This window comes from Agrobacterium sp. El2ro-1b (assembly GCF_048298475.1).
Classification (GTDB): Bacteria; Pseudomonadota; Alphaproteobacteria; order Rhizobiales; family Rhizobiaceae; genus Agrobacterium; species Agrobacterium fabrum.
Genome location: NZ_CP103458.1, coordinates 2,330,351 through 2,343,345 on the forward strand (window position 1 = coordinate 2,330,351; position 12,995 = coordinate 2,343,345).

At 59.7% G+C, this 12,995-nt stretch carries 11 protein-coding genes; 3 read left to right on the top strand and 8 right to left on the bottom strand.

All coding sequences use genetic code 11. The features are described 5' to 3' along the window. The first annotated feature begins 28 nt into the window (after nucleotides 1-28). Together NYR50_RS11530 and NYR50_RS11535 are read left to right on the top strand one after the other, a co-directional pair. Complete coding sequence (locus NYR50_RS11530; RefSeq protein WP_418136034.1) at nucleotides 29-1,276, top strand: glycosyltransferase; 1,248 nt, start codon at nucleotides 29-31, stop codon at nucleotides 1,274-1,276. Continuing rightward, a complete protein-coding gene (locus tag NYR50_RS11535) occupies nucleotides 1,273-2,424 on the top strand; it encodes a glycosyltransferase family protein (RefSeq protein ID WP_418136035.1) in 1,152 nt (383 codons plus the stop codon). Before NYR50_RS11530 ends, NYR50_RS11535 begins: the two co-directional genes overlap by 4 nt. On the opposite strand, the gene NYR50_RS11540 is transcribed toward NYR50_RS11535, so the two are convergent. From NYR50_RS11540 to NYR50_RS11565, 6 genes are all read right to left on the bottom strand, one after another. Then, a complete protein-coding gene (locus NYR50_RS11540; protein WP_174009363.1) occupies nucleotides 2,390-3,130 on the bottom strand; it encodes a copper homeostasis protein CutC in 741 nt (246 codons plus the stop codon). The two genes, NYR50_RS11535 and NYR50_RS11540, sit on opposite strands and share 35 nt — an antisense overlap. A gap of 25 nt (nucleotides 3,131-3,155) precedes the next feature. Continuing rightward, complete coding sequence (locus NYR50_RS11545; protein WP_174009364.1) at nucleotides 3,156-4,361, bottom strand: MFS transporter; 1,206 nt, start codon at nucleotides 4,359-4,361, stop codon at nucleotides 3,156-3,158. A 63-nt stretch (nucleotides 4,362-4,424) separates the two neighbouring features. Beyond that, on the bottom strand, nucleotides 4,425-5,858 hold the full coding sequence (locus NYR50_RS11550) for a M81 family metallopeptidase (protein ID WP_418136036.1): 1,434 nt from the start codon (nucleotides 5,856-5,858) through the stop codon (nucleotides 4,425-4,427). 12 nt (nucleotides 5,859-5,870) lie between these two features. Next, nucleotides 5,871-7,790: a beta-N-acetylhexosaminidase gene (locus NYR50_RS11555; protein WP_418136037.1), complete on the bottom strand. Its 1,920-nt coding sequence runs from the start codon at nucleotides 7,788-7,790 to the stop codon at nucleotides 5,871-5,873. Nucleotides 7,791-7,834: 44 nt separating this feature from the next. Further along, a complete protein-coding gene (locus tag NYR50_RS11560; RefSeq protein WP_418136038.1) occupies nucleotides 7,835-8,617 on the bottom strand; it encodes an SDR family oxidoreductase in 783 nt (260 codons plus the stop codon). Nucleotides 8,618-8,695: 78 nt separating this feature from the next. Further along, nucleotides 8,696-9,559, bottom strand: a complete 864-nt coding sequence (locus NYR50_RS11565) for a MurR/RpiR family transcriptional regulator (RefSeq protein WP_418136039.1) — start codon at nucleotides 9,557-9,559, stop codon at nucleotides 8,696-8,698. Nucleotides 9,560-9,802: 243 nt separating this feature from the next. Here NYR50_RS11565 and NYR50_RS11570 point away from each other — a divergent pair, with 243 nt between their 5' ends. After that, entirely contained in the window at nucleotides 9,803-10,288 is a 486-nt protein-coding gene (locus tag NYR50_RS11570; RefSeq protein WP_092771795.1) for a hypothetical protein, read from the top strand. 150 nt (nucleotides 10,289-10,438) lie between these two features. On the opposite strand, the gene NYR50_RS11575 is transcribed toward NYR50_RS11570, so the two are convergent. Beyond that, nucleotides 10,439-11,551 carry an ABC transporter ATP-binding protein gene (locus NYR50_RS11575; RefSeq protein ID WP_418136040.1) on the bottom strand — a complete coding sequence of 371 codons (1,113 nt, stop codon included), beginning with the start codon at nucleotides 11,549-11,551 and terminating at the stop codon, nucleotides 10,439-10,441. Between the two features lie 189 nt (nucleotides 11,552-11,740). Continuing rightward, the gene (locus NYR50_RS11580) at nucleotides 11,741-12,973 is read right to left on the bottom strand and encodes an ABC transporter substrate-binding protein (RefSeq protein WP_269712333.1); all 1,233 of its coding nucleotides are present in this window, start codon (nucleotides 12,971-12,973) and stop codon (nucleotides 11,741-11,743) included. Between the last annotated feature and the right edge of the window lie 22 nt (nucleotides 12,974-12,995).

Sequence of the window (12,995 nt, forward strand, 5' to 3'; positions counted from 1 at the left end):
ACACCGCTTCAAAAGAGACACGCGCAACGTGACCGATACAAAAAAAATCGTGGTGCTCCTCAAGGGCTATCCGCGCCTGTCCGAGACTTTCATCGCCCAGGAGCTTCTGGGGCTCGAGAAGGCCGGGCTGGAACTCGAACTCATGTCCATGCGCCGTCCGACGGACAAGAAGCGCCACCCCGTTCACGATGAAATCCGCGCTCCCGTCACATACCTGCCGGAATATCTACATGAAGAGCCCTTGCGGGTTCTGAAGGCGCTATGGGCCTGCCGTAAAAAGCCGGGCTTTGCCAAGGCGCTTCGCCGGTTTTTCAGCGACCTGCCGCATGATCTCAGCCGCAACCGCTTTCGCCGTTTCGGGCAGGCCGCGGTACTGGCTCATGAATGGCCTGTGGATGCCGAATGGCTGCATGTTCACTTCATCCACACGCCCGCCTCCGTCGCCGCCTATACCCATCTCATAACAGGCACGCCCTGGACGATTTCCGCCCATGCCAAGGACATCTGGACCTCAAGCGACCGTGACCTCGCAGCCAAGCTGCAAAGCGCCCGCTGGGCCGTGACCTGCACTGCCGGCGGTTTCCAGCACCTGCAGAAGATCTCCGGCGCAAAGCAGAATGTGCATCTGAGCTATCACGGGCTCGATCTCACCCGTTTCCCGCATTTCGATGGACCTCGCCCCGAAAGGGACGGGTCAACCGCTGATGATCCGGTCAGGATTTTAAGCGTCGGTCGTGCGGTCAAGAAAAAGGGCATCGATATTCTGCTGCGGGCGCTCTCTTCGCTTCCCCAGACCATCCATTGGCGCTTCACCCATATCGGCGGTGGCGATGAACTCTCCGCGCTGAAAAAACTGGCCGGTGAACTCGGTATTGCCGACAGGATCGTCTGGACCGGCGCCATGGACCAGAAGCAGGTGCTGGAAAATTACCGCGAGGCGGACCTCTTCGCGCTTGCCTGCCGCATCACCAGCGATGGCGATCGCGACGGTCTTCCCAATGTGCTGGTGGAGGCCGCGAGCCAGGCGCTGACCTGCATTTCCACCAATATATCAGGCATCCCGGAATTCTTCGTGAATGGCGAAAACGGCCTGCTGACGGAACCGGAAAATCCGGCAGCCTTCGCAGAAGCGCTACGCGCCGCCATCACCGATCCGCAATTGCGCCAGCGTCTGGGCGCTGCCGCTGAAAACCGTGTACGAACGGCTTTCGACCATCGCACCAGCATTGCCGAGTTAAAGGCTCTGTTCGAGACCGAGTGGGAAAAGACACCATGACCGAGATGGAAAAACGTCCTTCCGTTTTCTTTTATGTGCAGCATCTTCTCGGCATCGGCCATATTGCGCGCGCTAGCCGCGTTGCCAATGCGCTGCAGGCGGATGGTTTCGATGTCGTTCTGGTCACCGGCGGCACCCCGGTTCCGGGTTTTCCGGGTGAGGGCATCCGCCATGTCGAACTACCACCGATCGCCGTCAGCGATGGCAGCTTTTCCGGCCTGGTCGACAGTTCCGGCAAGCCTGTGGACGAGGCCTTCAAGAACCTCAGGACCGACATGCTGATCGGTGCCTATCACGGCGCAAAGCCCGATATCGTCATCATCGAGGCTTTCCCCTTCGGCCGCAGGCAGGTGCGCTTCGAATTGCTGCCACTGCTGGACGAGATCGAGGACAGCGAACCACGCCCGCTCGTCATGACATCGCTGCGCGATATTCTGCAGGAAAAGACCAAGCCGGGCCGGGACGAAGAGACCGTATCCCTGGTGAAGAAACATTTCGACGCGGTGCTCGTGCACGGCGATCCTGATTTCGCCCGACTGGAAGACACGTTCCCCCTCGCCGGCGAAATCAGCCAGCGCATTGTCTATACCGGGCTCGTCGCCCCGCTGCCACCGCCGGAGCCAGCGGAAAAATTCGATATCGTCGTTTCCGCAGGCGGCGGCGCCGTCGGTGCAGCCCTCATCCGGGCGGCCCTTGAGGCGGCCCCGCTGCTCCCTGGCATCAAAAGCTGGTGCCTCGTTACCGGTCCCAACATGCCGCAGGCGGATTTCGATGCGATCTCCGCCGAAGCGCCGAACAATATCTCCGTCTTCCGCTTCCGCAAGGATTTCGCCAGCCTGCTTGCCGGTGCACGGCTTTCGGTCTCACAGGCGGGGTACAATACCGTGTGCGATATTCTCCAGGCGAAATGCCGTTCGCTCCTGATCCCCTTCGCGGCCGGTGGCGAAACGGAACAGAGCGCCCGCGCGGAACGGCTGGCGCGACTAGGGCTGGCGCAGGTGCTGGAGGAAAAACACATCTCCGCGCAATCCATGGCCGATGCCATCAAGGCGGCATTGGCGCTGCCGGAGCCGGACAATATCCACCTCGATCTCGATGGCGCGGCCGGCACAGCTAGAGCGTTGCGCCGCCTTTATGATGAGCGCTGAGGATCGACTTTAATTCGCGCACGGCAGCCTCATCCGTCGCCTTGCGCCCCGCGCCGGTGAAACCGAGCTTCGCCACGCTGCTTTCCGGATCATAAAACGGAACGGCGGAACAGGACGCGTGGATTTCCGTGATCGGAAAACGGTCCAGCAAAGCCTGAACGCTTTGCGGGCGCACGCCGGCTCCGGGCATGATGACGATCCGGCCTTTGGCAAGCTCCGACAGGTGTGCCAACGTCTCTACGCCCTCAAGCGCCGAACGCGCGCCGCCGGAGGTCAGGATGCGTGAAAAACCAAGCGAAATGGCTGCCTCCAGGGCCTCTTCCATATCCGGCACGACATCGAACGCCCGGTGCAGCGTCGCATCCATTCCGTCGGCGTGACGGCGCAAGTCTTCGAGCAAAGCCAAATCAAGCGAGCCATCGCCACGCGATGCGCCGAGCACCACGCCGGAGAGCCCTGCGGCGCGCGCCGCATCGATATCGCGTTTCATCACATCGGCCTCGTCGTGCGTGAACACGAAATCCCCGGCGCGCGGCCTGATCATGACACTCACCGGCAATCCATAGGTCGACGCCCGCTGCATGAACCCCGCCGATGGCGTCACGCCGCCGCCGGACAGCGCCGCACAAAGCTCGATCCGGTCAGCCCCGCCCCTGACAGCCGCTTCCAGACCGGCCACATCGTCCACGCAAATCTCGAGAATCATTGGTACCTCTTTCATAGGGTGGCCGTTACCTGCGGCGGCCGGTCCCATCAAGCGTGTAGAGCATGTAAACACCGCCCAGACCGACGATCGCACCCAGTATCGACGTTCCCGAATAGCTGGAGACCAGGGTTCCAATGGCAAAAATCAGCGCCCCAAGTCCAGCGCCGAGGAAGATATTGACCGCGATCAGCGAGCTTCCGAGCCCCGGCCGGTCGGCGATCAATTCCTGCAGATAGGTGATGGGAATGCTGATGATGGCGGCGGCACCGAGCGCGCTGATGACGGTCTGTGCGTAGATGTGCCACGGCGCGGAAGCGAGCCCCTGCAGGATGAGATAGATGGCGTAAAGCACCGCACCAGCGGCCAGCGTCAGCGTCTGCGGCACCTTCTTTTCGACCCAGCCCCAGAGGAGAATGAAGACAATTTCCAGCGCGGCGACGATGCCCGCGACGATACCGATATCCGCAACCGTACCCTTTGCCTGTCCGGTGATGATAAGCGAGCGGATGGAATCATTCAGATGCAGCATGGAGCAGATCAGGGCGATGGCGATGATCCGCAAAAGCACCCGCCGCGATCCGATTTCCGCAAGCGAAGCCATGAGGCCGAAGCGCGCTTCGTTATTGACGACCGCCGGCGTGGCCGCGCGTGGCAGACAGAAAGCAACCAGCAGGAAACAGATGAGCGCACAGATACCCGAAAACAGGAACGCCAGAAGCATATTGCCGGAATTCACCAGAAAAATGCCGACAATGCCGGGTACCAGTACCCAGGACAGCGAAATGGTGGCCCGCATGATCGAATTGACGGCGATCATGTCACCCGTCGAAAGATTGCGGGCATCGGCGCGCACATGCGCGAAGATTAGCGAGTTCATCGCCCCGAAAATCGGCAGCAGAATAAGCTTGGCACTGACGAAAGCCGTGGCATTGCCGACCAGATAGACCAGCATATAACCGCTGACACCGAAGAGCGCGATGAGCAGCATGGGCTTGCGATATTCGCCCAGCCTATCGGCGACGATGCCCATCAAGACGCTGGCGCTGACATTGATGACGGCGGCAAACAGCATCAACAGCGAGTAGACGCTGTTGCTCAGCCCGATTTCACGAATGCCGATGACCGCCTGATAGGGCGCGGTCGCCGCATTCGAAAAGCCGAAAAACAGGATGGCGAGCGCCCCGATGCGGATCGACGGATTGTTGATGACGATGGAAAGAGCCGACGGCATGGATATTCGCCTGAGATGATCCGGCAGGGCCGGATCGCTGGGGTAAAAGCTACCGGACCGCTGTCATTGCCAGCGGGCCGAAAGGATGGGTTCGGGTGTATAGTCGAAATCCGGCTTCCACGGGTAAAAATCGCCGGACCGGCGATGATTGGGAAGGTTTTCGATATCCTGATTGATAACCCCTTCCGTCAACGCCATGAGGTTGGGATTGGCGATGGGCGCGAGCTCCGGCGAAAGATAACCTGACTTGACGACCAGCAGCCTGATCTCTTTTGGATCGAAGCCCAGACGGGTGAAATCCGAAATCATGTGATAGGGCCGGCGTCGCGCCGCCAGAATGACCGTGATATCACCGATCTTGACCACCGCCTGCTGCTGATCGGCAGCACCGGGATCGTCCAGTTTCAGAACCTGGGCTTCGACGGTGATAGACGGGCTTTGCGGATCGAGACTGCCACCGATCTTCAGGGAAAGGCGCGCGCCCTCGCCTGCCGCAAAACAGGCTTCGACAGCGGGCCAGTCGGTGATGCCGCCCAGAAGAGCACCCTGCCAGTTGCGCGCAATCAGCGCCGAAAGAACATCCGCGCGGTCGCCCACACCACCGCCGGTCGGGTTGTCACCGGAGTCGGCGAGAATGATCGGGCGTGTGGTCGTTTTCTCCGCAATATCCATGATGGCGTCGAGCGGCTCCGTCACAGGCCCGAAACGAAAATCCTGCCGCGCATTCCAGTAGGATTGCGCAATCTCGGTGGCGACGGCCTTTGCTGCCGCTTTGTCGGTTCCCGTCACCACCGCACAAGCGGTTGCCCGGGGTTCATCGGCCCAGACGTAACCGATCGTGAAATTTGCGTCCCATATGCCGGGCCGCGCATCGTGATCCGGCAGAACGGCATAAAGGCTCTTGGCGGGCTCGTCTTCCGTGGAGGTCTTTTCCCCCGGCAGCAGGACGGGAATTTTCGCCCAGGCCACACCGGGCTTTTCTCCGGTCTTTAGAGCCTTCAGCAGCATCGTCCAGGCCCGCACCATCGTCTCGCGCACATCGATATGCGGCGCAGTTCGGTAGCCGGCAAATATATCCAGCTGATCGATGATGGTCTGGCTGACATTGCCATGCAGGTCGTAGCTTGCAGAGACCACGACATCCGGCCCGACCACGGCGCGGGCACTGGAAATCCAGTCACCTTCCGCATCGTCCATGCCTTCGACATTCATCGCGCCATGCATGGCGAGATAAAGCCCGTCCAGCGGCAACGCAGCCTTCAGGCGTTCGAGAAACTCCTGCTTGAATGCGTCATAGGCCGCACGCGAGACCGGGCCACCCGGCACGGCGCGGGCGTGCAGAAGCGGTAATACCTCCGCTCCGCCTTCCCCGAGGAAATTGAAATATTCGGCCTCCAGAAGCTCCGCGCCCCGAAAGACGCGAAAATCCTCCTGCCCCATCAGAACAGGGGAATAGGTGCTGCATTCGGTATGGATTCCACCAACGGCAATACGCATCTCGCCTTCCCCTCAATAAACCGGGTTCAAGGGAACGATGGCGGAAAACCGCAGCCAGTCCTTCTGCGCCTTTGGCGTCCATGCCGCCTCGGCAATGGCCGGCAGCCTCGGGAAAACCAGATGGTTGAAATAGGCACGGTTGAGAAAATGTTCAGACCAGATGCAGGCCTGAACGCCTTTCATCCGCTCCTTCAATTCCTCCGGGAAATCACCGACCGCCTCGTAAGCATAGGTATGCGACGGCGGAACCGTGCCGGCCCAGCTTGCACCGGGCTCCTGCCAGGCTTCGTCCTGCACCATGTCGAGATAATAGGCCTGACCCGGCGTCATCACCACGTCATAACCCTGCCTTGCAAGCTCAAGCCCGACTTCCGGCTTCTGCCACGCCATCAGCAACGTTCCGGCCGGATCGACGCCGCCGCCGTGGGAAACCTCGTCCCAGCCCGCAAGCTGGCGACCGCGCTCATGCAGCATCCCCTGAATGCGTTTCATGAAATAGGACTGGATGCCGAAGGTGCCGTCCAGCCCCTCCTTTTCCATCAGCGACTTGGCGAGCGGCGAGGCGAGCCACGAGCCATCCGCAACCTCGTCGCCGCCGATATGGATGAGCCGCGATGGGAACAGCTCCACCATCTCGTCGAAGATCTTGCCGAGGAATTCATAGGTCGGCTCGATGGCCGGGTTGAGCGCGTTATTGGGATATCCCTGCACCGAGCGGTAGCTGTCCGGCGCTTCCTGCCCGTCTGCCAGTTCAGGATAGGCAACAAGAGCCGCGGTGCTATGACCGGGAATATCCACCTCCGGCACGATTTCGACATTCAACGCCGCCGCATGCGCCACGACCAGGCGCACATCATCCTGCGTATAATAGCCGGAAACCGGTTCCGCACCATTACCGAGCTGCGGCAGAAGCGGTCCATCTGGACCGCGCGTTGCGCCGATGGTGGTCAGCAAGGGATAAGCCTTGATTTCGAGACGCCACGCCTCGTCATCCGTTAGGTGCCAATGGAAGCGGTTCATGCGCAGCCATGCGAGAATATCGATCAGCCGCAGCACATCACCGGTCGGATAAAATTGCCGCGAGACATCCAGATGGCAGCCGCGCCAGCTATAACGCGGCGCATCGCTGATGGTGCCGGAGGCCGGGAAACGGAACTTCGGATCGATACGCGCGCCATGCAGCAGCTGCGCCAGAACCGTCAGGCCATATTGCAGGCCGGCAACGGCCGAATATTCCACGGTGACGGCTTCGTTGGAGAAAGCGATGCGGTAACCTTCTGCTTCGAGCCCGCTATGCTGCTTGAAACGCAGCGGTTTTCCCTCATGCACCGGCGCAAGGCTGAAAGGCACATGCCCGACGGCGAAGAGCCTGCGGAACAGCGACAGCACTGTTTCCACCGCAAGCACTTCCTCCGCCCTGGCGTCCTCCATCGGGAAAAGTGCGACGGGAAAGCCCTCGCCCGGTTCGGCATCGATTTCAGCCGGCCAGGGCTGGATGGCGAAGGGCAGATCGAGCTTGCCTTCGGGAAGCAGCACCGGCGCCGGCTCGCTGTGGCGCCCATCCAGCATCAGGTCACCCACATCCACGGCGCGATGTGTGCCATCGGCAAGGCTGACATAGGCGGATTTTGCGCCGTCAGTGCGATGCCGGGCAGGTCTCAACAGGCCATCGACGGTGAAGCGCCAGGATTTGCCCGGCTCCAGCACGAAACCGGATGGAGGTGCGAATTCATGGAAATTGGCGTTGCGGCGCAGATAGATGGCGTTGCCGCACACCGGCTTGTCGACTGTTCGCGTGAGCGACGTGTAGACGATGCGAAAATCCTTCAGCGGTTCGCCGGATAGATTGACAAGCGTGAAGGTGAAGCCGCCGGATGCGGAGTCTGCGAGCGGATGCCATGAATTTTCGAGACGATAATGTGCGAGCGCCATGATGCTCCCCTTTATTGCGCATTGAACCCGTCAGAGGGTTTCGGTCAGTAGTGTTCGGATTGCGAAAAAGTCCGGGCCAGCGGCGCCTGCCCCGCCGTCAGCCCACAATCAACCGGCAGGCACACGCCGCTGATGGCGGCAGCCTGCGGGCCGGCCAGAAAGACAACCGCATTGGCCACATCCTCGGGTCTGACGATCCGCTGCAGCGGATACCAGTGCTTGGCTTCCTCGAAGACCTGAGGATTGGTGGCAGCGCGCGCCTCCCATGCCTGCGTGCGCACGGTACCTGGCGCGACGGCGTTGGAACGAATGCCGAATTTGCCGTATTCGACGGCGATCAGCTTGGTCAGATGGATCAGCCCGGCCTTTGCCACGCTATAGGCCGGATGGCCGAACACAGCCATGCCATTGACGGAGGTGATATTGATCACCGAGCCTTGGGTGCGCTTCAACGCCTCCTCGAAAGCCCTGAAGCAGAGAAACGGCGCTTCCAGATTGAGCGCATTGTCCTTGCGCCAGATTTCAGCCGTTGTGTCATGCAGGCTGACGGCCCGTGCCGCACCGGCATTGTTGACGAGGGTGGCGACTTCGCCCAGTTCCGCGACCTCGGCGGCCAGCCGCGCAAGATCCTGCGGATCGGTGACATCACAGGTCTTCGCAACGAACCCCGGACCGGAAAGCTTGGAGAGCGCATCGGACAGGGCGTCGGCATCGATATCGACCAGCACCACCTTTCCATGGCTTTCAGAGAGTGCCGCAGCAATCGCCCGGCCAATATCCCCTGCCGCGCCGGTTATGATGGCGAGCTCCTCTTTCCTGTCCTTCATCACCTTTACAACTCCCTTGAAACTTTCCGATCCACCACAGGGGTCCCAGGCAAAACTGCCTGTATTTTTTTCTCGCCCTCAGTCACCGAGCAATTGCTTGTCATCCGGGTCACGATGCTCCACCAGCTGCTGCTTGATGTGACGCAGCGTCACCATCGATCTCTGCCGCTGCTGATAGGCAACAAGCGTCGCAAGAATATCGACGGCAGCCAGATAGGCGTAACGTGATGAGGTCGGGCGGAAGATATTGTTCCCCTCAGGCACATTGACGGCCACCACAATATCGGCCGCGGCAGCGACAGGCGTGTCACTCTGGGTAAGCGCGATGGTGGTGACCCCCATTTCCCTCGCCAGCCGGAAACACTTCACCAGTTCCATGTTGCGACCGGAAAAGGACGAACCGATAATCACGTCTTCCTTGCGCGCCGCGGCCGTCATCATCAGCTGCATGCTGTGATCGGCACTGGTCGAAACACGCAAACCCAGCCGGAACAGCCGGTTCTGGATTTCCGAAGCGATCATCGAGGAATTGCCGCCCGCACCGAAGGCATAGATCATGCCGCTAGTGGCGATCTTGACCGCCGCTTCATCGGCTAGCGCGGGATCGAGCGTCTTGTGCAGCAGGAACAGCGCTTCCTGCGCTTTGGCCAGCACCTCTTCCGCGACATCGGAAGGGCCGGTGCTGGAGGGTTCTGATGTGAGATACCGGACCCCCACATAGGCCGTCTTGGCAAGGCTGACCTTGAAGTCTGAAAAGCTCTGGCAACCGAGACGACGGCAGAACCGCGTCACCGTCGGCGGCGAGACTTCTGCGCGGGCTGCAAGCTCGATAATCGACGCATTGACGGCGAATTCGAAGTCCGAAACCAGAATATCGGCAATCCGCCGTTCTGACTGCGAGAACTGCCCCTTGTCGTCCTGAATCCTTGCGAAAATATCCATGCTCACCGGTCTCCGTTCCGCCAAAACTTAGCGCTTGGCCCCTTTGCCGATGCACCCTAATAAAGCGCGCCCGTCAACCGCATAGACCCACGAATCGACCATGTTTCGTCCCCTAGACGACATGACGGATACCTTTGATTTGAAAATCATTTTCTCTGTTGATTGGAAGATGAGCATATGCCAACAATATTCACCAGAGAAATCTCCAAATCTTGAAAATAATTTCAACAACGGACCCAGGCCATGCGTGATCCCTTCAAAAATCCCTTTCCCGAAACCGACACCGCCCGCCATTCCATCTGGGAGATGCTGGTGACGCGCGATATCGATGCCTTCCTCGCCGCCGACTGGTCGAAGGTCGCGGATGATTTCGTTGAGGACGGCTTCCTCGGCATCAACGCCAACCGCGATGCGAATCCTGACAATTGGCGCCTGTCCTTCCCCTCGCTCGCCGCCTATCGCGACGAGTGGCTGAAACAGGCGAAGGATTTCCAGACCCAGCAATTTTCCGAAGACCCGCGCCATGCGATCTTCACCACCACCACGCTGGAAGAAATCGAAGTGGAAGGCGAGACCGCGCTGGTTCGCAAGAAGTTCGACGGTGGGCTTCGCAAGGCCGACGGCAGCTTCGACGCCATGAAATGGCAGACGCTCTATTATTGCCGGCTGCATCAGGGCCGCTGGAAGATCAGCGGTTTTACCGGCTACATGCCCAACCCCATGCCGTGATCGAGCCGGCACGCAAGACAACCTTGAACGCCGGGCCAAAAGCCCGGCGTAGTTTTTTCGTCGCGGGACGACAGACGAAAAGCGCCGAAAACGGATCGCATCAGGAAAAGCCGGGCATAAAACGACAGAATGCATGGCCCGGCTCCGTTCCTATTGAATCAGCTTGAGGACTGACAGGTCGACGCGACGATCGAGAGCAATGCCGCTTTCATCGAACAGATGGCAATCCGAAGCCTTGATGCCGGTGACGATCGGCTCATCCACGACGACAGGCGCGGAGCCGGGAAGCAGAGCGCAATAATTCTCACCCGTCGGGGCGACCCCATAAGCAATGGTATTCACCCCAAGGCGCTCGATAACGCTCGGCGCGACCTTGATGTTGAGATCGGCCGCTTCCAGACCGGTATGTTCAGGGCGAATGCCGAGCGTCAGCTGCTTACCCTCAAGACCGGTACGAGGCTCCACCGGCACGGTGATCGTCTGCCCCTCATATTCCACGGTCACGCCCTCGGCGCTGACCGATTTGCAGGTGACCTTCAGGAAATTCATTTTCGGATTGCCGATAAAGCCAGCCACGAACAGGTTCGCCGGCTTGTGGTAAAGCTCGAGCGGCGCGCCGACCTGGGCGATTTCACCGGCATTCAGCACCACGATGCGGTCGGCCATGGTCATGGCTTCCACCTGATCGTGGGTGACGTAGATCATCGTCGCCTTCAGCGTCTTGTGAAGATTGGTCAACTCGATGCGCATATCGGCGCGAAGCGCGGCATCCAGATTGGAAAGCGGCTCGTCGAACAGGAATATCTTCGGTTCGCGAACGATGGCACGGCCGATCGCTACGCGCTGGCGCTGGCCACCGGACAAATTGCCGGGACGCTGCTGCAGACGCTGGTCGAGCTGCAGAATTTTCGCGACACCCTCGACCTTCTGCTTGATCTTTTCCTCCGCCATCTTCTCGACCCGGAGGGGAAAAGCGATGTTTTCGAAAACCGTCATATGCGGGTAGAGCGCATAGGACTGGAACACCATGGCGATGCCGCGCTTGACCGGCGGCAACTCATTGACCTTCACGCCGTTTATGACGACGTCGCCGGCGGAAATCTCCTCAAGGCCGGCAATCATGCGCAGCAATGTGGATTTACCGCATCCCGAAGGGCCGACAAAAACGACGAACTCGCCATCCCGGATGTCGAGCTGAACGCCCTTGATGACTTCGAAATGTCCATAGTTCTTGCGGACGTTGTTGAGATAAAGCTGACCCAAAACTTGCCTCTCCCGTCACCAGCCGACATCAGGCTGCGTTCAGAGATGGTCCGAAACAGTGACAAAACCGCGCTGGATCGGAACCGTTGAAAAAACACGGGAGGGAGCGCCAGAAAGGGCGCAGGCATTCCCGCGACGAAATTGACCGGATGCGGGCGACCTGTCGCCCACATCCGTATTAACAAGGAATTATTTGTACTGCTCGAGAGCGGCAGAGGCCTTCTTTGCGGCATCTTCCGGTGTCGCCTTGCCGGTCACGACAGACTGCACCATCTCGATCATCACGTCCTGGAAGCCCTTGTAGTCGGTGAAGAGCGGCTCGGGACCACCATAGGCGATACCGTCGATCAGCGGCTTCCAGAAGGGGTCCTTGGCGATGAACTCATCAACCTTCGGCGACGGACGAAGCGGGGTGAGGCCAGCGCCGCCCTGCAATTCGTATTCACCTTGCGGGCCGGGCGAGGTGATGAATTTGGCGAATTCTGTCGCCTTTTCTTCCACGCCGGTTCCCTTGAAGATCGCAAGGCTGTCGGTGATAAGCAGCGTACCGGGACCCTTGGCTTCAGGGCCAAGCGGCAGGGTTGCTATGCCCCAGTTGATCTTGGTTGCCTGCAAACGAGTTGCGGCGCCCGAGCCAGCCTGGATCATGCCGACCTTGCCGTCGAGGAAGATGGCGCGGATTTCGTTCTGCTCATAGGCCGTCGGGCCTTCGACGGAATAGGGCGTGATGTCCTTGTAGGCTTTGAGAGCTTCGAGAACCTGAGGGCTGTCGACGGTGATCTTGTCACCATCGATAACCTTGCCGTTATTGGTGTAAACCCAATGCATGAACTGATGCATGGTGTTGTCGAAGGTCTTGGCAGGCAGGCCGTAACCGGCGATACCGGTCTTTTCCTTGATCTGCTTGGCAAAGGCGATCTCTTCAGCCCAGGTCTTCGGCGGTGTTTCCGGATCGAGACCAGCCTGCTTGAACAGGTCCTTGTTCCAGTAGAGCGCCTTGGTCGAGAAAGCGACCGGCACGCCCCATTGCGTATCCTCGAAGGTGACCGTGTCGACGATGTTGGGATAATAGGTTTTCTTTTCGTCTTCGGTCATCGGCACCGGAACGATCAGATCGTTCTGCGCGAACTGCTTCAGCGTGCGCGAACCGACATAGGCCATGGCGACAGGCGTGCCTGCGGCTGCGAGCGTTGTGGCCTTGTCCTGGCACTGTTCCCAGCCAACGACCTCAGGCACGACCTTGAAGCCTGCGTTCTTGCCTTCCCATTCCTTGATGTATTTTTCATGGATGGGGTCCATCTTGTCGCCGCAATAGATCCAGCTGATTTCCTTGTCGGCGGCATGTGCCGCCACCGTGCCAAGGGCGGTGGAACCGGCAAATGCGAAAGCGCAGAGCGCCAATCCGTAATGTTTCAGTGCCATATTTAGTCTCCCGTTTTGGTGG